Genomic DNA, 26,128 nt, shown 5'->3' on the forward strand with positions numbered 1-26,128 from the left:
CGAATACGACAGGTTTATAATTTCAGAGTGGGTTAGCATTAGATGGGCTAAAGCGTGCCCGTCTCTTGACAATACCTTTTTTGTCGGTATAGTTATCTTGACCAGAAAAAAGGCTAAAAGGGTTCTGGCCCCGGATTGTTCCATCGAGAGAAGGGCTTTCCGGACGGTTAATTTCTCTCAAAAGGAGGTATCGTGTTCTACAAAAAAGTAGTAAAAGTGGGCGTCCTGCTCGGGATAGTTGCGGTTACAACGCTCTTCGCCGCAGAAGCTGGCGCCCTGTTCGCCTCCGGTGAAGTTAACCGGTCAAGAATCTCCCCGCTAATTACCGGCGCCTCAATGCACAAAACCATACCGATTCCACCCACGGACGACTCATCCTGGATAAAAGTCGACTCAATCCCTCTGGCACCGATTGGTGGTTCTGATGCTCTGTGCGGCTTAAAGGTTTATGGCGACACCATCTTTCTCGTCTGGAACCGGGCAGATTTACCCTATATCGTCCGAATACTCAACAGGCAGACCGGTGCGGTCATTGATTCCCTGATTGGTCATACAGTTGAATACAAGATGTCGCCGGTCAAGGTTGGTGACACCCTGTATGTGTCCGGGTTCTACCCTTCGGAGCACATCGATGTCTATTATCTGCCCACAAAAACTTACATCCGCCAGATTGGTCCTATCGGTTCTAATCGTACCCGCGGTATGGATTGGGATGGTAGCCGGCTCTGGGTCGGCGACAATTCAACTACTCCGCCACGGATTAACCTTATTGACCGGTCTGGGACAGTGCTAAAAACCTTAACCAACACCGGTGCACCGCTGGTGGGCTGGATAATGGATTTAACCCTGGACCGGATGATTCCGAATCGGCTCTGGCTCAATGACAATATCAGCGATGTTGCCTGTTACTGCGCCTTTGATACCGTTGCCAACACATTTCAGGTTCTTGCTACATTCACACCGCCCGCCGGCGTGGGTAGTACTGCAGAAGGCATCGGGTTCTATGGTCCGGACAACGGTTATGGCTACTGCTACACGAACTCGGCTTATGTCCTCTGGGCTTACAAGATGCTTGTCCATAGCCCGTCCGGAACAAACGACATTGGTGTCAGTTCCATAAAATCTCCCACTTCCATAGTTGACCCGAATACCACCATCACCCCAATCGCCCGCATCACCAACTTTGGCACCGCACCGCAGAGTAACTTCCCGGTCACCTGCTGGATTGATTCGGCTGGAACCCGCATCTACACCGCAAACTACACCTACACTCAAATTCTTGCTCCTGGTGCCACCGATTCGGTCTCCTTTTCTCCTAACTGGACCGCAGGTCCGGCAGGAACAAACTACTCCATAAAAATGTTCACCAACCTTTCAAACGACGAAAACCGTATCAATGACACCGCCCGTCTCACCTCAACAACCTTCTTAATCCGGGACACGCTGGTTGCTCCCTTTGCCATTGTTACCCCGACGCTCGACGGCAATATCCAGAATGCCGAATGGTCTGACGCCCTGAAGTGGGACATCTCCGATGTATTGAATATGCAGGGCAGCGGTGCGCGCCCCGCCGGTAGTTGCTATCTATATGTGAAACACGATTCCAGCAAAGTTTACTGGGCGCTTGACCTTAAAGCCAAAACCACGATTGAAGACTACGACCAGTTTGGCTGTTACCTTGACGAAAACCTGTCCCGAACCTGGGCAGTTGACTCATCTGAAGGCAACCACTGGTTTGTCTGGATAACCGGTGACACCGTCATCTACCGTGCCTTGATTGGACCGGGAAACCTTCCCAGCAACTACTGGCAGCGCTGGCAAAGCGGAAACGGCATATCCCGGGCAGGCACCGCTTCTGGCAACCTGCAGTTCGAGGCGGCGGTCCAAAAAGGAACTCTGAAATGGAACTACAACATAAATCAGACCTGTGACACCGTCGGGTTCTATGTTTACGCTGCTGCCGCTGGCAGCATCTACTGGGCAACCTGGCCCACCCGCATGCCCGGCGCCGAATGGAACAATGCCGCAAGATATGGCACCCTGATATTCAGCCCGGACCAAGTTGGTGTTGCCGAAGAGAAGCGTATGCCAATAAGTGATTTGCGGTTCGCAAATCCGTTGCGGCTCCCGCTTGTTATCCATACCGGACAGCGTCTTGAGGTTTACGACATCTCGGGCAAACTGGTAAAAGATATAACCCAAGCCAGGGGTGGCAGCATAACCTGGGATGGTAGAGATAAAACCGGCAAGCCGGTTTCCTCTGGGATCTACTTTATTAAACTGTTCCGCAACAATAACACCACCCAGACCAAAGCGGTTATACTGCGCTAAGTTAAAGAGAAAGGATGGGCGGGGAGTTATTCTCCCCGCCCCTTTTGCACCCGGAATCGTTAATTCAAGGTCTAACAGTTATGAAACAGGTTTATTTTGACCACGCCTCAGCGAGCCCGGTTTTGCCTGAAGCGCTGGAAGCGATGCTCCCCTTCCTGAAAGAGGAGTTTGGTAATCCCCAGAGTTTTCATCAGTATAGCAAAAAGTCAAAGGAGGCGGTTGAACACGCCCGGCAGCAGGTTGCCCGCCTGATTAACGCACCACCCGAATCCATCATCTTTACCGCCAGCGCCTCCGAGAGTAACAATCTTGCAATCAAAGGTTTTGCCCTTGCCAACAAATCCCGGGGCAATCACATTGTGATATCGGCGATTGAACACTTCTCGGTTCTTGAGCCGGTGAAGACCCTGAAGCGGCTCGGGTTTGACTATACAATTCTACCGGTTGACCGGTTCGGAATGGTTGATATCGATGCACTGAAGAAGGCGCTCCGCAAGGAAACCATCCTTGTCACAATAATGCACGCCAACAACGAAATCGGCACCATTGAACCGCTCAAAGAGATTGTTGCGCTATGCCACGAGCAAAACATATTGGTCCATTCGGACGGCACTGCGCTGCTGGGCAGACTGCCGGTTGATGTAACCGACCTCGGGGTTGATGCCTATTCGTTTTCGGCTCAGTCGTTTTACGGTCCGAAAGGTGCTGCCGCGCTCTATTTGAAACCGGGTAAAAGGCTTGTGCCTTTGATTGAAGGCGGGATTCAGGAAAAAGGACGCCGGGCAGGAACTGAGAATGTTCCGGCAATTGTTGGTATGGGAAAAGCAGCCGAAATCTGCCAGCACCAGGTCAACCAGTGGTCGCAAAAGATGCAGGCGCTTGCCCGTCGCATTGTCACCGAACTGCCCCAAAAGGTTGAGCGGATTGTTTTTACGGGTCATCCGGAAAAAAGGCTACCGGGCCATATCAGCCTCTGTGTTGAGTTTGTTGAGGGTGAAGCGATGCTTTTATCTCTTGATGACCAGGGCATCGCTGCCGCATCCGGCTCTGCTTGCACCGCCCGCACCCTGAAGGCATCCCATGTCCTTTTAGCGATTGGCTTGCCCCATGCTATCGCCCAGTCTTCGCTCGTGCTCACACTGGGTAAAGACAACACCGATGATGATGTTGATTACTTTTTAGCAAAATTCCCGCCGATTGTTGAGCGGTTGCGTTCCTTTTCACCCCTTTACGCCCGTTATCTTAAAGGCGAAGACCCGTACCAGTTTGGCACCGTTGATGAAGAACACCAAACTGGACACGAGCCCGAACATAGGGAAAATATAGAAGAAGGATAATTATGTATTCAGAAAAGGTAATGGACCACTTTCGTAACCCCCGCAATGTCGGGGAGATTGAAAATCCCGATGGCGTTGGAGAAGTTGGCAACCCGGTATGCGGTGATATGATGACCTTTTACATCAAGGTTGAAAACGGGATTCTTACCGATGTGAAATTCAAAACCTTTGGCTGTGGTGCCGCTATTGCGGTCTCGTCAATGGTCAGCGAAATGGCGAAGGGTAAGACAATTGAGGAGGCGCTGAAGATTACCAACGAGGCGGTTGCTGCCGAACTGGGCGGTTTGCCACCCAATAAACTCCACTGCTCCAACCTCGGTGCTGATGCGCTCCACGCCGCAATCCAGGACTACCTGCGCAAGTCCAGATGTAGTCCCGAATCCGAAAAACCAAAGGGGGAAAAATGAAAGCCAGGCGCACAACGGGCTGTCGCTGCCCCTATTGCGACCAGCCGCTTCTTGAAGAAGAAAATTTCTGTAAACCGTGCGGCGCACAGATTGTTTACTGCCCGGACTGCAATCAACCATTGCCGCAGGGTGCTCGCACCTGCCCGGAATGCGGCAAAGAGATAAAAGAAAATCAAGGGAGGAAAAGATGAACCTGACTCGGGTCGCCGGAACCAACAAAAAACACCGGGTAACGCTATTTGCCCTTTCCACCTGCGGCTGGTGCCGCCGTGCCAAAGATTTGTTAAACAGCCACAACATTGAATACGAGTACATTGATGTTGACCTCTGTGTCGGAAAGGAACGGGAGGAGGTGGTAAATCATGTTCAGCAAATCAACCCCCGGGTCTCATTTCCGACGATTCAGATTGACGACGCGGTCGTGGTCGGTTTTGACGAAGAAAGGATAAAAGAACTTCTTGAAATAAAATGAGCGGTGAACATTTTCCACCGGAAGTAATACAGGTCTACGAACAACTGAACAAGGAAGCCGAAGAAGGTGGCTATCACCTCAATCCCGACAAACAGTTCACTTTGAGACTGATTCAAGGGTTATTGACCAACGAAAAGCGGTTTGGCTATCGCGCCTGCCCGTGCCGCATCGCTTTCGGTGAAAAGTCCAAAGACATTGATATCATCTGCCCCTGCTATTATCGTGACTCCGACCTAGAAGAGTTTGGCGCCTGCTACTGCGCCCTTTATGTCAGCGAGGAATGGATTAATGGTAAAATACCGCACAAGTCAATTCCGGAACGTCGACCTGCGAAATTTATGATTGAAGGCTACTCAGAACCAACATCTTCAGAACAATCTGAAAAACCCTTGAACCGCCTTCCCTATCCGGTCTGGCGTTGCAAAGTTTGCGGCTACCTTTGCGCTCGACCAGAACCACCTGGCAAATGCCCGGTTTGCAAGGCAACAAAGGACCGGTTTGAACGGTTTATGTAAATTAAGAGTTATGCCGATTGTTGAAATTAGCGTTGTGCCGGTCGGAACTGGTTCCACGAGCGTCAGCCAGTATGTCCGGACCGCGCTCGAGGTTATAAAAAAGAGCGGACTCAACTACGAACTCAACCCGATGGGAACCTGTATTGAAGGCGACTGGGACAAAATCTTTGCTGTGATAAAAGAGATTCACGAAACACTCGCCGCGTTGGGCTGCACCCGTTTAGTTACCACGATTAAAATTGACGATCGGCGCGACAAATCGGTTACGATGAAAGAAAAGGTGGCCAGGGTTAAAGATTAACCCCAGCCACCTTCGCCTTCACATCTCAACCACTCTAAGCCATCCCATAATGACCCGGCAATAAACGCCACCCAATCTTCATTCGCCCTGGTTTGGTCGTATACCCAAAATGATGGCAACATCTTTACCTCTATTTACCACCCAGGCCCGACATAATAATCCTGGTCTGCTCCACACGCTCCTGATAAACCTCACTCATCGCCTCGTTATCAAACTGCACCACCTCATCTCTTTTTCCATCACTCCGATGCGACCGAAAAAGCATCACCGCGGTTACGAGCAGCCCTATTCCCACCAAGAAACCTATCAACCGACCAAATCTTGTATCCAGCATCTTACCTCCTCTCATTCGAAAAAATGTGCAGCATCTGTGCCATAATTAATAATATTAGCAAGTAATTATTTTACAATGAGTTACGAATTCAATTCCCAAAACTTGAACCAGAACTGTCTCATCTGGCGATACACTCAGAATTATGATACACATCGAATAACAACTTTAACGCTTTGAAAATATTTAACTTATATCATTGTTAACGATAATGAGACACTAATTTTCTGTAATGAAACACATTTTCGTAACAACTTCAGGCAAAACTTGACAAATGGTTAATTAATATCTATTCTTAAATAGATAATGAGCGGTTCAAAAAAGTATGCGCTTCAGGGGTTGGTTGCCCTTGGCTCTCGGCTCAGAGAGATTCGGATAAACGCTGGCATTTCTCAGATGAAGCTAGCAGAACTGCTGGGCTTAAACCCTACCCACGGTTATAAGTACATCCTCAGATTAGAAAAGGGGCTGGTACCCAATCCAACATTACGGACCATTACCGGATTCCTTGTCGCTTGTGGTGCCACCTGGAAAGACATCGCTGATGTTCTTCCCTCAATTGGAATAAATCCAGCAGCGGAGAGCAAACCCACCCCTTCCGAACCTGTGATAATTCCACCCACAAAATCTACAATAGAAGCCATTTCCTGGGGTGGGTCGCTACCCGAAGAAAGTGAGGAAAAGAAACTGTTTTCCGAACAGTTCTGGCGCCAGGTTAAAATTGCGCAGGACCATCTCTGGGACCTGCTTCGTATATCACACCAGACCGGCATCAAACGCCGGTACTACTTCACCTTTGTCCGCTCGGTCTGTGCCCTGATTACTCGATTCCGCACCGACAAGAAATCGCTGAACAGCGCGCTTGAGAAAATTTTTCTGCGGGCAACCAAACAAGGACTTGACCCTCAAATCCTCGAACAGATCAAACAGGTCTGCCTGAAAATCTTCGGCGCAGAAACCCCCGCCTGATGTTTTTTCTTTTACTCGTAATCGCAGTTAACCCTCCGGTATCTTACAACATTGATGCCCATTTCCTTCCGCGCCATTCTATGTTATCCGGCAGTGCTACGATAACCTTCCGTAATATCTCCTCTGTACCCCAGCAATCGCTTTACCTTTACCTCTACCCTAACGCCTTCCAACACCGCAAAACCCGAATGGCAACTGAACTGATTCAACAGGGCTCTTTTGAATGGGCAAGGCAACCAAAAAGGAGTCATGGTGCGCTTATCATCAAAGATGTCCGTTACAAAGATACACCGTTAAAGTTCCAAATCGACGAAACATTTATGGAAATCTTTCTGCCTTCCGCCCTTGCCCCTGAAGAGTCAATAACCTTGACGCTGTCTTTCACAATCCAAATCCCCGACTTAATACTCAATTTCGGCAGAAAGGGCGCTTTTTTTATCTTAACTCGCTGGTACCCCCAGGTCGTTGCATTTGACCGGTTCGGCTGGCACCGTGGCGACTTTCACCCGCAAGGCGCACCGCCTGGTGCCTTTGCCGACTACGAAGTCAAACTACACCTCCCGGAAAAGTGTGTTGTCGCCACAAATGGAGAGGTCTTAAATCTTTCTGACACCCTCTACTGTTTCCGGGCAGGAAACCTCACCGACTTCGCATTGGTTATCGCTCCGGACCTCATCTCTTACAACGACTCAAAATCCGCCCCCACTCTCAATATATTCTTAACCCGCAACTTCAGCACCCGTGCTCATCAAATTGTCCATCAGGTCCGTCTGATGAACACAGTCTTCACCCATTTCTTTGGCACACCTCCCTTGACGCAACTCACCATCGTTGTCGCGCCCGGCATCACTCAGACGCCCATCTCCGCTCCGGGACTCATCATCATCGGACAACAACCGCTGCCCTTTACCCGGCTCTGGGAAAAAACCCTTGCCCAGGAAATCGCCCGGCAGTTTTTTTCTTTCAACCCGGCACCGGATGCCTTTTGCGATCCGCTCCTTTCCAATGGCATCGCCGCCTATGCCGCTAACCGCTACCTTGAAACAGTTTACGGTGAAAACACCCTGCTTGACCTGCCGTTTTCTCTCCCGTTCCTCAACGGGTTGTCGGACACCTATCTCCACCGTATCTCCTTTTACCTCGCCGCCACCAACAACCTGACCACATCTTTAACCCAACCTGTCGCCAAACCGCTTGCCACCGATGCAATTGTTACCTCCCAAGCCGTCCTTTTGCTGAAATCGCTCGAAAAGGAGATAGGCACCGCCCGCATCGACTCAGCGATTCGCCGCTATCTTGAACTCAACCGCGACCTCCACCCAACAACTCCGGCTTTCATCGCATCCCTTACCCATATCGCTGGACCGGAAAAAGAGGTTATCGTAAACCGGCTTCTCAGCCAAAACGGCAAAGCCGATTTTGCCATCCGCCAGATTCGTCGTACTGACAACAACACTGAAATATCCATCGCGGCAAAGGATGCTTATCCTTTACCGGTCGAAATTAAAACCGTGTTTGCCGATGGCACATCCCGCATCGACACCATACCACTGGAAAACGGTTCTCTATCTCTCTCCCGGGAAAAGAAAATTGCCCATCTCGTCATCGACCCGCACGAAAAAATCCTTGACGCCAACCGCTGGAACAACCATTACCCCCGAAGAGTGGAAATCAAACCCATCTTTGCCCTGCCCAGTTTCGACGCCTATCAGCTATTTTATGGACCCTGGTTCTGGTTTGACAGCTATCGCGGATTTCAACCCGGAGTCTGGCTCGCCGGTAGAAAGTTGCTCGACACCGGACCATTAAAAGGCGAGCACAACTGGGTTATCCTGCAAAACTACGCCTCCCACAAATCCGACTGGCACACCGGCGTCAGCTATCAGACACCGATAATTTTTTACCCGTTTAAGTCCCGAATTTACTTCTCTGGTGACAACTCCTTTCGCGACCGGGGCGTTCGGTTGTATCTTCTTAACGACTTTGGACCGGCATTGCGTCCACCCCAGACCGAGTTTGACTTCGGCTATCGAATTTACGAGCTCCTTGACTCCTCAGGCCGTGACCCCCGTGCCTGGGAACTTGCCCGCATTGCCGAACTCCGGGCTCGCCTCGCCCATAATCTCCAATCTCCGCTTATCAACCTCAACGGTGAACTGCTTTTCAATCAGGGGATTAAAAAACTGCTATCCCAGTTCCAGTACTCGAAAATCAGCCTTACCGAAAATTTCACCCTCTTCATTCCGGAAATCATCCCGGTTGCAATTCGGCTTTTTGCCGGCACCATATTCGGCACAACCCCGTCCCAGGAGGAGTTCTACCTTTCCGGTGGACTATCTTACACACCAGCCGAGCCTGTCTCCTGGGCTTACGAAGGTTTTGCCTCCGGACAGGAACACTGGCACTACGACGGCGATGTCAACTGTCGGGGCTACTACGGTCAATACCGGCATGGCAAATTTGCCTATGGTATCAACATCCACATTCTGTTTCCCTCCACCACCTTTCGCTTTCCCCTTTCGGCACTGCAACCATTTTTTGACCTCGGCAATGTTGGTAACTCCTTAAGTCGCGAACTATTCTCGCCCTGCCTTGATGCTGGCATCCGGGTCAAACTGGGTCCCCTCTATGCCGACTTCCCTATTTGGAAGAGCAAACCCGAACCCGGTGAAAAACCCCTTGCCTTTCGCTGGTCTCTCGGTTTTAAACTCACCGACCTGACGAGCGGATTTTAACCACCTTTTTGGTAATTGGACAAATAGAGCAAAATTGGTAAAATTTTCCTCTTGATGTCGGAAGGCAAAAAAAACTCCACCATCACCTGGACCGCGACCTTTGCCGCGTTCAAATATCGCAACTACCGGCTCTACTGGCTGGGCAATATGGTGTCATTTATCGGCACCTGGATGCAGAACACCGCCAAAGGCTGGCTCGTCCTTTCAATAACCAACTCGCCATTCTTTGTCGGGCTCGACTCGACCCTGTCCTGGCTTGCGGTTTGGTTTATCTCGCTGCCCGCTGGTGTCCTTGCTGACCGGTTCAACAAGCGCAACCTGATGATTATCACCCAATCCGCCCTTGCCCTGTTTGCCCTGCTCCTTGCCCTCTTGACCTGGCTCCAAATCATCACCATCACCCACATCCTGCTCATCTCCGGTTTTGCCGGTATCTTTGTTGCACTCAACGCGCCGGTCGCGCAAACGCTTGTCCCGGACCTGGTCGAAAGAAAAGATGTCCTTAACGCCATCGCCCTCAACTCTTCTATGTTCAACCTTGCCCGGCTGATTGGTCCGGCACTCGCCGGCTCGATACTGACATTCAGCGGTCCGGCGGTCTGCTTTGCGCTCAACTCGCTCAGTTTTCTTGCCATCATCGTCGCCCTGTTCTTTATTAAACTCAACACCCCGCCGCCACCGCAAACCAACGAGCCTTTTCTTCATCGTGTCGGTTCCGGGTTGAAATTTGTAAAGTCCCACCCCGACATCCGGCTTTTGATGATAATGACCGGCATCTTCTCCTCGTTTGGCATCTGTTACATACCTTTAATGCCGGTAATCGCCCGCGATGTGCTCAATCTCGGTGCCCGGGGTTATGGCTTTTTGATGTCGGCGCTGGGTGCCGGCGCCCTGACCGGCGGTCTTACCCTCGCAACATTAAGTCGCACCCCGCACCGGGGCAAAATTCTCATCACCGGCACCTGCCTGTTGGGTATCCTGCTTCTTGTCCTCTCGTTTGTCCGCAACACCAATCTCGCCCTTGCCCTGTTTGTCTTCATCGGTTTCTGCCAGACCAGCGTCGCCGCCCTCACCAACACCCTGATTCAAACCCTCTCGCCGGATAATATTCGGGGCAGGGCAATGAGCGTATTCAACATCTTTTTCAACGGTATGTTTCCGGTTGGTAGTTTAATTGCCGGTGCCCTGGCTCAGGCAAAGGGTGCACCCTTTGCCCTGTTTGTCAGCGGACTTTTGGTCCTCACCACCCTGTTAATAGTAACCGCAATCCGACCGCAATTACACCGGCTCTAAAATTACTGAACAACCACAAACTTATTCACCCGGAAACGGCTCTTAATAAAGTAAACCCCGGAACTCAACCGCCTCAGGTCAGTGCTACCGGACCCGAGTTTCATCACCCGTCGGCCTGTGGCATCTACCAGTTGCCCTTCGGTCCCCATCTTTGAGGATAAAAACCGGCTGCTTTTCACTACCGTAGCCCGCGGTTCTAACTCATTAAACTGGTCGGTTAACAGCTCGGTCACACCAGTTCCATAACGCACCTTTGCCCGAATCAGATGGTCCGCCGCATCCATTCCCATCGGTGTCACCCAGCCCATATCCGGGAAAAACCACCACTGCCGGGATATGGAATCAAAATGGTCATCAGTTGAAAAATGCATATCCCAAACATTCTTCTGCCACCAGACAATGTAAAAGTCACCGGAGTCAAAAACCACCGGTTGTGTCAGGTCATAGTCCCGAAAACCCGGGGTTCGTGCCGGCGGCACATCGAGCCGCAGTTCATTATAGAGAATCGTTCCGGGCTTTCCGTCCGGACCGTCATCGTCGTAAATCCGGAGATAAATCTCTCTGCCACCACTGTAGTTGATTTCGGCTCTTGAACCGAGGACCTCACAGGGATACAGGGCAGGTGTAAACCGCACCGCCGCGCCAAACGAATCCCGGTCCGAGCACCACCAGGTGGTACTGATGCCGCTATCGTAAAAGATTAGCGAATCCTCCTGTGCCAGAACCAAAACCGGAATCAGGGCTAAAATCAGAACTGTAAACCGCAAAAGTCACCTCCTGTTTTGGCAATTATATCTCTTCCCATTGTCCGGTCAAACCCCATCTTCAACGCAACTGGTTCAGCGCCTGACGCGCCTTCTCGTGCTTCGGGTCAAGCGTCAGAACCTTCTGCCACAGAATGTGCGCCGAGTCAACCTTGCCTTCATAGTAATAAGCCAAACCCAGAGAAAACAGCGCGGTGGTGAATGCCGGGTTCAAACTCAGCGCCCGCTGGTACAGACCCTTTGCTTCACCAAACCGGTGTTTCATCAGTGCGATATTACCAAGATTGTTCCACCCTTCCAGCCCATAAGGGTCCAGTTCCACCACTCGGCGAAACATCATCTCTGCTGTGTCAAGTTCACCGGTCCGGGCAAACACATTACCCGCTACGCCGTACGCATCCGGTTCGTCCGGATAAAGTTGCACCACCCTTTTTGCCAACTGCCGCGCCTGTTCCAACCTGCCCTCATCAAGATAAATCGTTGTTGCCAGACCAATGATGTTTGTTGCTGAGTCAATCTTGAGCGCCTGCTCGATTGCCATTTTTGCCTGTTTTAGTTTCCCGCTCTCGTAGTAACCGAGCGCCGCGGTAAAGTGATTCTGCGCCCGGTCCGCCCTTCTTCCTGCTCCAGCAATATTAAGGTTAAATACGAGTAAAGCGATCAGAAAAATTAAGCCGGCGCGTACCCTTTCACTTCCTTTCACCAGGCGCCAGCGCCTTAATCCAACAACCGCGGCTAAAAGATAGAACGGCACTAGTGGCAGCCGGTAGCGCGCGGTGATGAAAAACGGCACGAATGAGAAACCGTAAACAGTGACAAAAAGATAAACCGGCAGCAATGTCCGCCACTTTTCCCGGCTCAAATAAAAACCGGCAAGGGCAAGAGGCAAGACCAGTCCGAAAGGAAACTTGAAAAAGGGCAGGGAGAAAACGAGAAAGTTTAAAAAACTGTAGCGCTTGAAAAAGTAGATGTCCCGGTTGTTAGAAACCTCATAACCGGCAAACAGCAGGTAAATCTTTTTCAGGGTCAAAATGAGCGCCCGGCCCGGACTGCGCTTCCAGAACTCCAGCCCCTTTGCCATCCAGTACCGGTCAATCTCCGCCCCTTTCAGAGTTCTACCCAGTGCCCGTTCCGCACCCACTTTGACATCGTTGTAACCACCCCACCAGGAACCCCTTGTACCCGGCACAATTGCCGTAGTCCCATCCGAGTGCTCGTTGTTCCCGATGTAAAAGTTTGTCCCTGCCTGCCAGGCAATCAAAACCAGTTTGCCGCTCTTTACAAAGTTGCGGACCGAAACCGGCACAATCGGTAAGAGCACCGCCAGGAAAAACGGCACAACCCGACGCCACCAGCCCGTGCGGTACCGCCATATAAACCAGAAAAAAAGGGCAACTAAAAACGCCAGTACATTGGGTCGGGCAAGCGCTGCCAGCCCGAAGATAAACCCCGGTAAATACCAGTGGCGGTCCAACTTTTTGCTGATAAAGAAGGCAAGAAAACCGGCAAGGATGAGAAAAATTAAAAGAACCGGTATCAGCAACTCACCATCAAAATAGATAAACAAAGGATAAACCGCCATCAGCAACCCCGCAGCCAACCCTGTCTGCCGGTCAAACAACCGCTTTCCCAGAAGAAACAACAGACCGCAACTCAGCGCACCCAAAACCGCCTGCACCAGCCGGACAACAAAAAAATCAACCCCGAAAATCCTGTACAGCAGGGCAAGGAAAAATGGATAGAGTGGCGCCCTAAAATAGGCGTCAGTGATAAAATCAGTTCGGGCGACAATCGCCTGCGCCCACTGGTGATGGTAAAGCGCATCCATCTGGGGAGAGAAGAACAGAGGGTCGTTTGCCTTCGCCTGAAAAAGGTAAATAACCCGCAAAGTTATTGCCACCCCGAATATTAGAAGAAAACCGGGTAGTGCGCCCTTATCAACCGGTCGCACACCTGAAGGCTCAGGCATCACCTTTTTCTTACGTGCCACCGGTTTTGAGTATTACCACTAACCGCCTGTTGTCAAGCACAAAACCGTAACTTCACCCTTTTTCTGCCATCTTTCCCATCTTTTAGACCCAGAAAGAGAACTAAATTAACGCCCGAACTCACCTTTTTATCATAGCCACCCGCCTAACCTATCTTTTTACAAACAGTTGGCAACAATAAAAAATTTCCAGTTCTCGGTTTTGGGACAGACCCCTACCCCTCCTCGGAACTGTTACCGGTATCCCCCCTTGATTTCCCTTTGTGGTGTTTTATAATCCCCTGATGAGCATCGCTGAAAACCTGAAACACCTCACCCAGCGCATTGAAGCCGCCTGTGCCCGCTCCGGCCGTGACCCCAGAGAGATAACCATCGTTGCGGTAACCAAAACAAAACCGGTTGAACAGATTGTCGAGGCGATTGCAGCCGGCATCACCCATTTCGGTGAAAACCGGGTTCAGGAAGCGGCCGCCAAAATCCCCTCAATCAAGGCACCGGTGACCTGGCATCTTGTCGGTACCCTGCAAACTAACAAAGTGAAAAAGGCGCTGGAACTGTTCCACATTATTGAAAGCGTTGACTCCCTGCATCTGGCGCAGGAACTCGCACGCCGGGCTGAACAGTTAAACAAAACCGTCCCGGTCCTGATTGAAGTCAACACCTCCCAGGAACCAACCAAACATGGCGTGCCGCCTGCTAACCTGTTTGACCTGCTCGCCGCTGTCTTAAAACTACCCCAACTTAAACTTGAAGGGCTGATGACGATTGGTCCGGGCTGGGCTGTTAACGACCCGGAGGCATCAAGACCTTGTTTTGAACTCCTTGCCCTTTTGCGCCAGGAGGCGCAACAAAAGTTCGGCATCGCCCTGCCTCATCTTTCAATGGGAATGAGTTCCGACTTTGAGATTGGGATTGAAACCGGTGCCACGCTCATCCGCATCGGCACCGCCCTGTTCGGACCCCGGAGCTGATTTGGACCAGGAGCAGTTTTTCCTTTTAGTAGAAGATGTTGTGCGCAACCTCCCGGAATTCTTCCGCAACCGTATCCACAACTTGAATGTGATGGTGATGCCCCGGGCACCGGTTGAACTGGCAGAAAATCTCGGCAAAGACCCCTGGACAATTCTCGGTGTGTATCAGGGGGTGCCATTTAACCGCCGGGGACCGTTCTACGGCAATGTCCTGCCCGACACCATCGTCATCTTTCAGGAGCCAATCGAAGCCCGATGCCAGACGGAACAGGAAATCCGCGACCTGGTGCGCCGGGTCACAATTCACGAAATTGGCCACTACTTCGGCTTATCCGACGAACAACTGTACCGCCTGGAACAGGAAAAATAAAAGGGGGTCAATATTGACCCCCTTTAAAAGCGACTTTACCTCTTATCGGTTGACGGTCAGCTTGTGCGTTGTGGAACCAGCTGGGCTTTCCAGCCGCACCAGATAAATCCCTGCTGCCAGCGACTTCAGGTCAACCGCAACTCTGCCGGACCGGGCTTCGTCCGCCTGATACAGATTGCGCACCAGTCGGCCCGTGGCATCGTACAGCGCAAGCTGGACCCGTGCGGGCTTCGGCACCTGCCAGCGGATTTCCACCTGGTCGGTTGCTGGATTGGTGAACACAAGCTGGGCGTTACGCAGATTCGGGTTGAACCCTTCTTCAACACCAACCCCACCCTGCACCGAAGCCGAGATGAAAAGTTCGCCATTGGTCCAGGGCATCCAGCTACCCGCCGCACCGTAATAACTGCGGTTGTTGCTGGTGTCGTCAGCGAGGCTTGAGGGATGACCCGATGAGTGCACCGGCGCCACTGCCACATAGAACTCACCCGAGGTGAAGATTAACAGCGAGTCCAAATCATAGGCAATTACGCTGCCGGGCGCACCCGCAGGCGCCTCAAGGTCACCTGATTCATAAAGCAGGGTCGAACCATCACCCGAGTAGATTTTGAACCTGAAGGTGGAATCGGGCCAGGGGTAACTGGGATGGAGATAGAACTGGCTTCGAACCCTGCCCAGTCCTACCGGATACTGGACACCGAAGTCCGCCGGATTGAACTTTGTTGCCCGCTCCGGACCTGCCCAGGTGAGCCAACGCGGGTTGTTAAAGTTCGCATACTCAATCCAGCGGGCAACGCTCAGGTCGTAAATTATCGTATCGTCTGCCGGATACTGCTCGCCGGCTGCTTCGGTCCACACCTTAATCTGATAGTTACCGGTCACACTGGGAATACGCCATGCCGGAGAGAAGTTCATCTGCGCGGTCTGACCCCGCTGCAAAGCAGCGCTGGTCGTCATTGTGTCCTCATAGGTGTAACTCTGCGGACCGGTGATTTTTAGCCGCACCGGCGTGCCTAATTGTAGCGGGTCGGTTCCTAAATTCTTAATTGTCGCCCGGATTGTCAAGTTGACATTCGGTAGCGTATCCATTGGCATATTGGTGGCAAACCAGAGCGTTGCGGCATCGGTCGTTGGCGGGTCCCACTCAACTACCGAACGAATCAACCACTCACCCCTTCGGGCGTCTTCGCTGAAAGCACCGCCCAGCAAACTCCACATCCGGTGCGAAGGTGCGTTGTTCGCCGCATCAATCGAAAGTCCCGGACAGATTGGATAGGAGTCGACCTGAACATAGAAGATGTAGTAGTTCGTGCCCACAATCGGTTCACCAATCGGGATGTAGTTCCACTGACCCCGGGTGATGTTCAGGGTTTCTGAATGCCAGATTTCGGTTCCAGGTGAACCACCTGGACCATCATCAGCATAAACCTTAACCATCGCCCGTGTGCCACCCGGAACCGGCCAGCCCGAATAGAAGTGAATCAGCGCGCCACTCAGAGTGAAACTGCTCGCCGGACTGATAAACTTCACGCCCCAGCCATTACCGCCCTGATTCCAAGCCCAGGCGCTCGCCGGCATATTGTCGTCGTACTTGAATGTGTCGGTAACCGAGAGGAAAACCTCAGGTGCCGGCGGAAAGATTCCATGCTCAGGCTCAGGAATCGTGTAATGATGGGTTGGTGTTGGGCTCAGCCAGCGCTCGCCACTGGCGAACGCCAGTCCAATACCCAGTGCCAGACATACTAACGCTACTTTACGCATCGCCACTCCTTTCGTTAATTTAAACGCCATTTTTTGAATGCCGGTAATACACCGGCTTACAATCATAACACCCCAGTGATTGAAAGTCAAGCATTTATCGATTTATTGACACCGCTGATGTACCGGCTAATATAAGAACCTGTGAACGGACCATTTAACTGCCCCTGGCTCACATTCGGGGCGGTCTTTGTGGCGCTCGGCAGCATCGTTGCCGCAATCGTCTGGGCGGTTTTCACCCATCTTGAGGACGATTAAATGAGCCCCACGCTCATCTACGCCCTGATTTTATTCCTTTATCTCGCAACCCTTTTTGTGATTGGCGTCCTCACCAGCGCCCGGATGAAACGCTCGGCTGAAGGGTTTTATCTCGGCTCTCGCTCACTTGGACCCTGGGTCACCGCCTTCTCCTTTGTCGCCGCCTACTTTTCTTCGGTTGTCATTATCGGCGGTGGTGGTTTCGGTTACAAATACGGACTGGCAACACTCTGGATTGGTGCCACCAATGTCCTCGTCGGCACTCTCCTCGCCTGGATTGTCCTGGGTAAACGAACCCGCACCCTGACCGCCAAACTCCACGCCCTTACCCTGCCTGACCTCATCGGTAAAAGGTACCATTCACCAGAAGCAAAACTGTTTGCCGCCTTCATCATCGGGCTTTTCCTTACCGTCTACAGCGTCTCAGTACTTCAGGGAATGGGACACTCCTTCTCGGTTCTGATGGATTTGCCCTACATTTATGGGTTATTGATTTCCGGTGTTGTCATCATCGTCTATGTCGCCCTGGGCGGTTACCTTGCTGTTGTCTGGACCGGATTCTTTCAAGCCTGGGTGATGATTATCGCCCTCATTCTACTAACCGGAGCCTCGGTCCTTCGTGCCGGCGGTCTTAACCAGTTGTTTACCCGGCTGAGCGCAATCGAGGGCGGTAAATTTGTCCAGACCCCGGGTAGTTGGGGCTGGACTGGACTACTTTCCTATTCGGCGATTGTCAGTTTTGGGGTCTGGGGAATGCCGCAACTGGTCAGCCGGTTCTACTCCATCAAGACGGTTCGGGTTTTGAAACTGGGAACGGTTCTGGCAACCGCCGGTGCCGCAATGGCGCTTCTGCCCTATTTCAACGGCGCTGCAGCGCGCCTTTTCTTTCCCAGCCTTGCCAATCCGGACCAGGCAATCCCCCACCTTGTGAAAACCGCCTTACCCCCTGCCGCTGCTGCCGTCTTCCTCACCGGCGTTGTTGCTGCCGGAATGTCAACATTTGCTGCCGTCCTCATCACCGCTGCCAGCGCGATTGTCAAGGACCTGCTGCGCGACAGCTTCGGTGCCCATTTTACCCCGGAAAAAGAGGTCACCATCTCCCGGCTTGTCGCTGCTGGCATCGGTACAATTGCCTTCCTCATCGCCATCAAACCACCGGCGATGATTCTCGTCATCACCGGTTTTTCCTGGGCGGTAATTGCCGCAACAACCCTCTGGCCCTACCTTTTTGGGCTCTACTGGCATCGACCCGGTCGGGTTGCCGCATTTACCTCAATGCTTGCCGGTAGCAGCACCGCCTTAATCTGGATGGCATTGAAAAACCCGGGTCGTATCCACGGATTTATACCGGGAATTCTAGTCAGCCTCATCGTATTTGTGCTAATGGGGCTGATATTCCCGGCACGCCACAAACATTGAAAAGAAAAAGGAGATAAAAATGAAAAAATCTGCCTTGGTTTTGATTGTGATACTACTGGCTGGTGCCGGCTCTGCCCAGCCGTTAACTGAAGGCAAATTTCTGCCCTTCGAACCACCCATTTACACCTTTGCTGAATCGACCCACCACTTTGATGTCCGGCACTACACAATTGACCTTGACCTGCCGATGAACTCAAGGGCAATGAGCGGCCACACCCGAGTCGAACTTATCGCCCGGCATAACAACTTTGACACCTTCAGCCTTCACATGGTCAACCTCATCTGCGACTCCGTATACCGGGAAGGTAACACCTGCATCTTTACTCAGGGCAGCGGCCGCCTCCTTATCGACCTTGACCGGGAGTTTGCCAATGGCGAATCGCTTGCTGTTGACATTTACTATCACCGCAATTCCACGATTCAGAATCGCGGCTTCTTTTACTACAGCCGGGGAACACAGGGTATCCCGCACGCCATCTGCTACTCTACTACCGAACCCTCTGATGCCCGCTACTGGTTCCCCTGCTTTGATGAACCCTGGGACAAAGCCGAACGGGGTTGTCGGGTCAACATCACCACACCGGACTCATTCTCAGGTTGTGCCAATGGTGTTCTTGACAGCATCTCCGTTGCCGGTGGCAAAAAGACCTGCTGGTGGACCCATCGTTATCCAATCAGCACCTATCTCGTGACCTTTGCCGCCTCAAAATGGGCAACTTTCAAACAGTGGTTTTATCCGGCGCCTGGTGAATCGCTCTATATCCAGAACTTCATCTGGCCTGAAGACTCCAGCCTTGCGGTCAACGCCTTCCGCAATGTCCCGGATATGATGCGGTTCTTCTCCGATACCGCGCGTTATGGACCCTACCCCTTTGCCGACGAAAAGTATGGCCATGTTTGCGCCTATCCGTTCCAGTGGGGCGGGATGGAAAACCAGACTTTGACGATGGTCCACCGCTACTGGGTTCAGGTTGGCAATGACAACGGCATCGCCCACGAACTTTCCCATCACTGGTGGGGTGATATGGTTACCTGTCTTGACTGGCGGAACATCTGGCTCAATGAAGGGTTTGCCACCTACTCGGACGAACTCTACACCTGGCATCAGCAGGGACTTGCCGCGTTCCATAACCTCATTCGCGACCGCGCCCAGGACTACTTTGACGAAGAGGCGCAGGACCCGCACCCGATATACAACCCGCCTGCGGGCCACGAATTTGACTGGGGCCACTCCTACTGCAAAGCAGCCTGGGTCCAGCATATGCTCCGCTATGTGCTTGGCGACACCGTCTGGAACGCACCAGGCATATTCTTCCGTGCCCTGCGTGCCTACGGCGACAGTTTCCGCTTCAGTAACGCCAACACCGAAGACTACCGCCGAATCCTTGAGCGAATGAGCGGCCTGGATTTGCGCTGGTTCTTTGACGAATGGGTTTACAACCTCGGTTATCCCAACTACCAGATTGGCTGGTATGCGCAGGAAACGCAAGATGGCTGGCAGGTGATAATTGACCTTGCCCAGGACAATATGAACGGCGCCCCAACAACATTCCACATCCCGGTTGAAGTAAAAATCACCTTTGCCGGTGGTGACACTATCATCCGTTACCCGGTCACCGAAAACCCACAGCGCAATGTTTTCACCGTTCCGGCACAGCCCAGTGCCTTAGAGTTTGACCCGAACGAATGGATTCTTGACCAGCACAATGTTATGGCTGGGCTTCAAACCGAACCGAACCAAAAACCCCGGTTCAGCCGGCACGAACTCAGCCTCCGCTCAACTCCGAACCGATGGCTCACCATTACCTATGCACTACCGCGAACCGAAAATGTCCGGCTCGAAATCTTTACCCCAACCGGCAGGAAGGTGAAAACACTGGTTACGGGCACACAGCCCGGAGGTCACTATCGGCTCGAATGGCACCGTGTTGATGATTACGGCAACCGTGTTCCTGCCGGTACCTATTTAATCCAACTTACTGCCGGCGCCCAACGGCTGACAAAAAAGTTTGTACTGATGAATTAGCGGCTTTAACCCTCGTCCGGTTCGTCTTCGGGCACTGCAGCGGGTGTTGTTCCGGCAGCATCATCCGGAACCAAAACCAGTTCTATATTCCGTTTCTGTAACTTCTGTTTCAGGGGTTCGGTGAGCACCATCACCCGGAACTGCCTCCAGCGCCGCAACTCATCGGGCTCATTTTCCAGTACCCAGCGAAATTGACTGAACACCCTGCCCTCTTTAACCGCCGCCTTCAGTTTTGCCTTCAAATCCGCCCGGCTTACCGTTTCAATAAACCGGTGTATCATCTCAATCCCCTGGCTTCTTGTCTGAGGAACCAGTCGAACATACTTCTCCGGATTCGCCCGGACCCGAGCAAGAATCTCATCCCGGTTAAAACTGAAAACCGGAATCACATCACCGGTCTCCAAATCCAGATAATGGGCGGTCTCCTTCATCTGATTCGTCAGAGCAAAAAGCAGGTCCCGCTCCAGGACATAAACCTTACGCACCTGACAATTTTAGCCACGGCCGCTCCCCAGTCAAACTGACTATCGCCAGTAAAATGGCGCTTCCGGATAAAAGTAAAATAGACCGTCCCGCAACTCAAGCCAGCCCATTTCACCCCGATACCGAAACCGGCAGACTAAACCGCTCAGACGCTGGGCGTTTTCCCGCAATCGTAACAATCGCCACTCGCCGTCCTGCAATGCGGCAAAACTCTTTGCCGGACCACCCGGCCTTGACCCGGGAACAAAAAAACCATAAGCCATTAGGGTATCTCCAACATTAAAAAGCTGCAACCGGCCTGCGGGCAAAACCTCCTCCTTAGAAAACCAGTCCCGCGTTGGAAAAGGCATAAAAGTAACCGCAAAAGAGTCCGGGCTTACCGCATAAACCGCACCGTAAACTCCTGGCTTTATCCTCTTCTCCTCGCTTCCCAATATCACCGGCATCCCGGGATAATCTTCCAGCCGTGCCGCACCCAACAGTGAAAACCGGAAATCACCTTCACCCGTTGAAATCTCAACCGGCTTACCCTTCAATGCCAACCCACCATCCTGCCAAGCCAAAACCTTCACCACCTGCCGCTTCCCCAGTGAATCAAAAACCGTCTCAAGGGTCACCAGTTCGGGAAAAGAGTCACCATCAACATCGGCGATTACCGCACCCTCAACCGTTCCTGCTGAAAATTCTACCGTTCGCTCCTCACCGTTCAACTCCAAAATCCGCACCGAATCCCCACCGACCAGAATAACCTCATAAAACCGGTCAAGGTCAAAATCACCAACCGTTGCCACATCCGAACTCATTTTTGCACTCAGCACCTTCGGCTCAGCCATCAAACCTGACCGCCACACCGGCTCAAAACCCCGGGAACCATATCTAAGCAAAACCAGCCGGGAAACAACCACCTTCGCCCGTTCTTTATCATTAAGAGAAAACAGGCTCAATTCGCCCATCCGCTGTTCAACTACCACCTGGTCACTCGAATCAGAAAAAAAGGGTCCGGCGGTTAAACTTATCACCGATTCAACCGGACATCGGCCAAGAAGAAAAACTGTGTCCGGCACCGCAAGCGGGCTCAAAATTAGAGCAACACAGCTCAACCACACCACAGGACAAAATACCGCTCCATAGAAAAATGTCAACTCAATGAATCGGTTTGACATCGGGCACAGTTTCTTCTATTCTCCTATAAAACCGGCAACGGAGAGGTGCCGGAGTGGACGAACGGGCATGCCTGGAGAGCATGTGTACTCTTACGGGTACCGTGGGTTCGAATCCCACCCTCTCCGCCAGTTATGTAAATATCGCCTGCGGTAAAATCCCACCATTTACAACCGATAAGCAGTGTCTATAATTTTTCTGTTGCGGCGGTTCTTACAGTTCTGTGCGTTACTCTGTTTCGCGCTATTGTCCCCCACACCGGCAACCGAAGGTTTTTACAAAGACATCTTTATGGATGGCGGCACCGGCTTGACCCATCGCCTGCGCCTCTACGCGGCAGAGAGTCTTGGTTTAACAATGGAACTTCTGGCGCACGATGACAGTGCTCTGATGCATTACATTATGGTTAATAACCCCGATGATGCCAACGGCTACCTGCTTTATCCGGATGGTGCGCCACGTTTTCGGCTCCTTTACACCAATGGCGGCGACGCGGGCCGGCATGGCAGAGCGCTGGGCGACACGGGCCGACAGCGCATTCGTGACTTCTGTGCCCGGGGTGGAACTTACATCGGCACCTGTGCCGGCGCCTATCTTGCCGCCTTAAGCCATCAGGACACGGGCGTGTTCCCTTACTTCTATCATCTCTGGCCCGGCAGGGTAAAGGCGACCGGTATCACCTCATCTTCAACCGGACACTTTATCCCTGACTCCTCGCCCTTGTTGTCCTACTACAACTTTGGGGGCGACCATTACATCGCCAATGTCCCGCACAACGGTGGCTGCTTTGCCAATGAGTCCCTTGACTTTCCTCCGGAATCAGAGATCCTGCTCCGTTACGACACAACCGGACACCGGGCGCATCGTAAGGCAAGTTGCTGGGCGTGGAAAGGTGCGGACACCAGCGGCAGAATTGTCCTTACCGGTTCCCATCCTGAAGGCTACAGTTACGGGGAACGGCTGCAGTTTATGATGGGTATGGTGCGTTATGCCCTTGATGGTCAGGGTGTGCCGCGGCTCAAAGGACTGCTCACAAACGGTGTGCCCCGGGTGATGAATCAGCCCACTGGTAGTGACCCGGCATTCATTATGATTGGTGACAAACAGTACCACCACTTTGCCTGTGACATCCCACCCGGCTGCGAAACCCTTGCCGTATATTTAACCGGTGCCGAATCGACCGACTTTAATCTGTATCTGCATCCGGGCGAGTTCGCCTTCCGCTCTGTTGCGGAATATGCGGACACAAGCCCGGGCAATACCAAACTTCTGCGGGTAAACTATCCTATCTCGGGTCGCTGGTTTGTCGGCGTGGAGTGCGCCACCACGGTTGATGTGTCCGGTGACAGTTTTCCGGTCTATTCCGGTCGGGTTGATGTTCTGAACGGTGTGCCTTATACTGTTGTTGCCCGCTGGGGACCGATTGGCATCGCGGAAAATCCGAACCAGATGTTGGGCGCAGTCCGTTTATCTTCCAATCCGTTCCGCTTTGATATTACCATTACCTTTTCGGACAATGTGTCGCAGGTGGCGATTGTTGACCCGGTAGGCAGAATCCGCGCCCGTTCGCATCAAGACGGCTTGACCATTTCTTCCGGTGTTGTCCGCTGGCAACCCGGCAATAACATTGAACCCGGTGTTTACTACCTCCTGATGCGGACCGATGCCAAAACCAAAACGGTGCGCCTTGTGTATCCGGGGCGTTAACCGTTTCTTAAACAGGGAGGATACTTCTCCGGCACCCTTTATTGGTTCCCATCAGTCTAATAGTTATGGAACAGATAACCCATATTGACCCGGTCTGCGGTATGACCGTAAAAGAGGGCGCCGAAGCAGGTAAATGGGAGTACAAGGGGAAAACATACTATTTCTGTAGCCTGAACTGCCTGAAACTTTTCCAGTCCGACCCGGAACAGTACTTGAATCCCAACACAACAAAGACGATGGCGGCGCCAGTAAAAGGAAAAAAGACCGAGACCGCCATCTTGAGCGTCGGTGGTATGCACTGTGCCGGCTGTGCCCGAACCGTTGAAAAGACGTTAACCAGACTGCCCGGTGTTGTGCTCGCCCAGGTCAACTTCGCCGCGGAAGAAGCGATTGTCGAGTTTGACCCGAAGACCACGCCGGTGCACCAGTTCAAGAAGGCGCTCGCCGCTGCCGGTTACGAACTCCGCGAGTTAAAGGATGACCCCACCGCTATCACCAAAGAACTCACCCGGGCAAAACGCCGGATGGTCTGGTCCTGGATTCTTGTTATTCCTCCGATGGTTTTGATGATTCTGCACCTTGCCGGGATTCTCCATCTGCCAATGCATATAATGACCGCAATCGAACTCCTGTTTGGCATCGCGGTTCTTCTCGGTCCGGGTGCAAACACATTGAAAAGCGCCTTTAACTCGGTAAAGGTCGGTGCCGCATCAATGGATGTTTTAATCGCGCTTGGTACCATCGCCGCACTCGTATCGGGCATTGCGGTGCTTCTGGGCTTAAGGGTTGAAAACCTCGGCAGGGTTGCCGGCATGCTTTTAGCGGTTTATCTCACCGGCAGATTCCTTGAAGCCCGGGCAAAAGGCAAAGCCGCCGATGCAATTCGCAAACTGATGGCGCTGGGTGCCCGCACCGCTCGGGTCCATGTTAACGGAGAAGAAGTTGAAGTTCCGGTCAACCGATTGAAACCGGGTGACATTATGGTCGTGCGTCCTGGTGAGAAAATCCCAACCGATGGTAAAATTGTTGAGGGTCAAACTACGATTGATGAGTCAATGGCAACCGGCGAATCACTGCCCGTGGAGCGTAAACCCGGAGACGAGGTAATTGGCGCCACCATCAATCAGACCGGCTTTATCAAAGTCGCGGTTACCCGGGTGGGCAAAGACACCTTCCTTTCTCAGGTGATTCGTCTGGTTGAGGAGGCACAGAGCAAAAAAATCCCGATTCAGGCGCTTGCTGACCGCATCACCGCCTGGTTTGTACCGGTCATCATCAGCCTTGCCCTTTTGACCGCGCTATTGTGGTTCTTCTTTGCCCCAGCCCTTAAACCGGTCCTCATCTGGGCAAACACCTTTCTGCCCTGGGTCAGTCCTGAACTGTCGCGAGTTTCCCTTGCCCTGTTTGCCGGCATTGCGGTTCTCGTGATTGCCTGCCCCTGCGCCCTGGGCTTGGCAACACCAACCGCATTGATGGTGGCGAGTGGCGTTGCCGCAGCAAAGGGAATCATATTTCGCTCCGGTGAGGCGCTGCAAACCCTGCGCCGGGTCAAGGCGATTGTATTTGACAAAACCGGCACCATAACCGCGGGCAAACCGCAGGTTGTGCAAATCGTACCAGTGTCCGGTGTAACAGAGGAGCACCTTCTTGCCCTTGCGGGCGCGGTCGAGCAGGGTTCTGAACATCTCCTGGCGCGGGCGGTTGTTCAGGCAGCAAAAGCGGCAAATGTCACGCCCCTGCCGGCAACCGAAATCACCGCTCAACCCGGGCTTGGTGTTACCGGTATGGTAGCAGACGAACTGGTCGCGGTGGGCAAATTAGAACTATTAAAACAACTCGGTATCGACCCGGCGCCATTAGAATCGCTTGCCCGCACCCTTGAAACAAACGGCACCCTGCTCTATGTGGCAACCAAACACCATCCCTTGGGCATTATCGTTGTCGCCGACACCCCAAAACCGGATTCAGCGCCGGCGATTGCTGAACTCAAAACCCTCGGCATCACGCCGATAATGCTCACCGGTGACAACCCGCAAACCGCGGCACTCATCGCCCGGCAGGTTGGGATTGACCGCTTCATCGCGGGAGTTCTTCCCGCCGAAAAGAAAAGTACCATCGAAAAACTGCGTGCTGAATTCAACACGGTGGCAATGGTCGGCGACGGCATCAACGACGCGCCCGCGCTCAAAGCGGCTGATGTCGGCATCGCCATCGGCACCGGTACCGATGTCGCAATCGCCGCCTCGGATGTCACCCTGATTCGCGGCGAACTCAGCGGTGTGATCAAGGCGGTAAAACTGTCCCGCGCCACATTCAAAAAGATTAAGCAAAATCTGTTCTGGGCGCTATTCTACAACCTGCTGGCAATCCCGCTGGCGATTCTCGGTTTACTCCACCCGTTAATTGCCGAAGCGGCGATGGCGCTCTCCTCCATCAATGTTGTCACCAACTCCCTGCGTCTGCGCCGCACACCACTCTGATTACTCTTGACAAAATAGAAATTACACAGATAATTTATCCTGTAAACAGGAGG

Annotated in this window: 22 protein-coding genes and 1 tRNA gene; 17 read left to right on the forward strand and 6 right to left on the reverse strand. The window is 52.5% G+C overall.

Annotated features, from left to right (window positions below; genetic code table 11):
- Window positions 1-192: 192 nt before the first annotated feature.
- The 7 genes from HPY86_07780 to HPY86_07810 all read left to right on the forward strand — a co-directional run bounded on the left by HPY86_07780 (window position 193) and on the right by HPY86_07810 (window position 5,363).
- Window positions 193-2,331 (forward strand): T9SS type A sorting domain-containing protein, encoded by a 2,139-nt coding sequence (locus HPY86_07780; protein NPV14811.1) that lies wholly within the window; start codon window positions 193-195, stop codon window positions 2,329-2,331.
- An 80-nt stretch (window positions 2,332-2,411) separates the two neighbouring features.
- Window positions 2,412-3,668 (forward strand): cysteine desulfurase, encoded by a 1,257-nt coding sequence (locus HPY86_07785; protein ID NPV14812.1) that lies wholly within the window; start codon window positions 2,412-2,414, stop codon window positions 3,666-3,668.
- A 2-nt stretch (window positions 3,669-3,670) separates the two neighbouring features.
- Window positions 3,671-4,075, forward strand: coding sequence for a Fe-S cluster assembly scaffold protein NifU (nifU, locus tag HPY86_07790; protein ID NPV14813.1), 405 nt, complete (start codon window positions 3,671-3,673; stop codon window positions 4,073-4,075).
- Window positions 4,072-4,266, forward strand: a complete 195-nt coding sequence (locus HPY86_07795) for a hypothetical protein (GenBank protein ID NPV14814.1) — start codon at window positions 4,072-4,074, stop codon at window positions 4,264-4,266. The genes nifU and HPY86_07795 overlap by 4 nt, the downstream gene beginning before the upstream one ends.
- Window positions 4,263-4,547, forward strand: coding sequence for a glutaredoxin family protein (locus tag HPY86_07800; protein NPV14815.1), 285 nt, complete (start codon window positions 4,263-4,265; stop codon window positions 4,545-4,547). Before HPY86_07795 ends, HPY86_07800 begins: the two co-directional genes overlap by 4 nt.
- The gene (locus HPY86_07805; GenBank protein NPV14816.1) at window positions 4,544-5,062 is read left to right on the forward strand and encodes a ferredoxin:glutaredoxin reductase; all 519 of its coding nucleotides are present in this window, start codon (window positions 4,544-4,546) and stop codon (window positions 5,060-5,062) included. The genes HPY86_07800 and HPY86_07805 overlap by 4 nt, the downstream gene beginning before the upstream one ends.
- 10 nt (window positions 5,063-5,072) lie before the next feature.
- Window positions 5,073-5,363 (forward strand): MTH1187 family thiamine-binding protein, encoded by a 291-nt coding sequence (locus HPY86_07810; protein NPV14817.1) that lies wholly within the window; start codon window positions 5,073-5,075, stop codon window positions 5,361-5,363.
- 130 nt (window positions 5,364-5,493) lie between these two features.
- Here HPY86_07810 and HPY86_07815 read toward each other — a convergent pair whose 3' ends face one another.
- Complete coding sequence (locus HPY86_07815) at window positions 5,494-5,697, reverse strand: hypothetical protein (GenBank protein NPV14818.1); 204 nt, start codon at window positions 5,695-5,697, stop codon at window positions 5,494-5,496.
- Between the two features lie 303 nt (window positions 5,698-6,000).
- Between HPY86_07815 and HPY86_07820 the strand changes: the two genes are divergently transcribed.
- From HPY86_07820 to HPY86_07830, 3 genes are read left to right on the forward strand one after another with little or no spacing between them, the layout of a single operon-like run.
- Window positions 6,001-6,663, forward strand: a complete 663-nt coding sequence (locus tag HPY86_07820) for a helix-turn-helix domain-containing protein (protein ID NPV14819.1) — start codon at window positions 6,001-6,003, stop codon at window positions 6,661-6,663.
- Entirely contained in the window at window positions 6,663-9,398 is a 2,736-nt protein-coding gene (locus HPY86_07825) for a hypothetical protein (protein ID NPV14820.1), read from the forward strand. Before HPY86_07820 ends, HPY86_07825 begins: the two co-directional genes overlap by 1 nt.
- 54 nt (window positions 9,399-9,452) lie before the next feature.
- Window positions 9,453-10,691 carry an MFS transporter gene (locus tag HPY86_07830; protein ID NPV14821.1) on the forward strand — a complete coding sequence of 413 codons (1,239 nt, stop codon included), beginning with the start codon at window positions 9,453-9,455 and terminating at the stop codon, window positions 10,689-10,691.
- A gap of 2 nt (window positions 10,692-10,693) precedes the next feature.
- Here the strand turns inward: HPY86_07830 and HPY86_07835 are convergent, their stop codons facing one another.
- Window positions 10,694-11,458 (reverse strand): hypothetical protein, encoded by a 765-nt coding sequence (locus tag HPY86_07835; GenBank protein NPV14822.1) that lies wholly within the window; start codon window positions 11,456-11,458, stop codon window positions 10,694-10,696.
- Between the two features lie 58 nt (window positions 11,459-11,516).
- A complete protein-coding gene (locus HPY86_07840; protein ID NPV14823.1) occupies window positions 11,517-13,445 on the reverse strand; it encodes a tetratricopeptide repeat protein in 1,929 nt (642 codons plus the stop codon).
- A 281-nt stretch (window positions 13,446-13,726) separates the two neighbouring features.
- Here HPY86_07840 and HPY86_07845 point away from each other — a divergent pair, with 281 nt between their 5' ends.
- On the forward strand, window positions 13,727-14,413 hold the full coding sequence (locus tag HPY86_07845) for a YggS family pyridoxal phosphate-dependent enzyme (protein ID NPV14824.1): 687 nt from the start codon (window positions 13,727-13,729) through the stop codon (window positions 14,411-14,413).
- Between the two features lies 1 nt (window position 14,414).
- Entirely contained in the window at window positions 14,415-14,783 is a 369-nt protein-coding gene (locus HPY86_07850) for a metallopeptidase family protein (protein ID NPV14825.1), read from the forward strand.
- A 42-nt stretch (window positions 14,784-14,825) separates the two neighbouring features.
- On the opposite strand, the gene HPY86_07855 is transcribed toward HPY86_07850, so the two are convergent.
- Window positions 14,826-16,610, reverse strand: coding sequence for a T9SS type A sorting domain-containing protein (locus tag HPY86_07855; protein ID NPV14826.1), 1,785 nt, complete (start codon window positions 16,608-16,610; stop codon window positions 14,826-14,828).
- A gap of 189 nt (window positions 16,611-16,799) precedes the next feature.
- Here HPY86_07855 and HPY86_07860 point away from each other — a divergent pair, with 189 nt between their 5' ends.
- A complete protein-coding gene (locus tag HPY86_07860) occupies window positions 16,800-18,218 on the forward strand; it encodes a hypothetical protein (protein NPV14827.1) in 1,419 nt (472 codons plus the stop codon).
- A 19-nt stretch (window positions 18,219-18,237) separates the two neighbouring features.
- A complete protein-coding gene (locus HPY86_07865; GenBank protein ID NPV14828.1) occupies window positions 18,238-20,244 on the forward strand; it encodes a hypothetical protein in 2,007 nt (668 codons plus the stop codon).
- 5 nt (window positions 20,245-20,249) lie between these two features.
- Here the strand turns inward: HPY86_07865 and HPY86_07870 are convergent, their stop codons facing one another.
- Both HPY86_07870 and HPY86_07875 read right to left on the reverse strand, forming a co-directional pair.
- Window positions 20,250-20,729: a hypothetical protein gene (locus HPY86_07870; protein ID NPV14829.1), complete on the reverse strand. Its 480-nt coding sequence runs from the start codon at window positions 20,727-20,729 to the stop codon at window positions 20,250-20,252.
- Between the two features lie 39 nt (window positions 20,730-20,768).
- Window positions 20,769-21,890, reverse strand: coding sequence for a hypothetical protein (locus HPY86_07875; protein NPV14830.1), 1,122 nt, complete (start codon window positions 21,888-21,890; stop codon window positions 20,769-20,771).
- 39 nt (window positions 21,891-21,929) lie between these two features.
- On the opposite strand from HPY86_07875, the gene HPY86_07880 reads away from it, so the two are divergent.
- The 3 genes from HPY86_07880 (at window position 21,930) to HPY86_07890 (ending at window position 26,075) form a co-directional block, all read left to right on the forward strand.
- Window positions 21,930-22,019: transfer RNA gene (locus tag HPY86_07880), tRNA-Ser, on the forward strand.
- Window positions 22,020-22,089: 70 nt separating this feature from the next.
- The gene (locus tag HPY86_07885; protein NPV14831.1) at window positions 22,090-23,595 is read left to right on the forward strand and encodes a hypothetical protein; all 1,506 of its coding nucleotides are present in this window, start codon (window positions 22,090-22,092) and stop codon (window positions 23,593-23,595) included.
- 101 nt (window positions 23,596-23,696) lie between these two features.
- Entirely contained in the window at window positions 23,697-26,075 is a 2,379-nt protein-coding gene (locus HPY86_07890) for a heavy metal translocating P-type ATPase (GenBank protein ID NPV14832.1), read from the forward strand.
- The last annotated feature ends 53 nt before the right edge of the window (window positions 26,076-26,128 follow it).

The organism is candidate division WOR-3 bacterium, assembly GCA_013177935.1.
Taxonomy (GTDB): domain Bacteria; phylum Hydrothermota; class Tepidihabitantia; order Tepidihabitantales; family Tepidihabitantaceae; genus Tepidihabitans.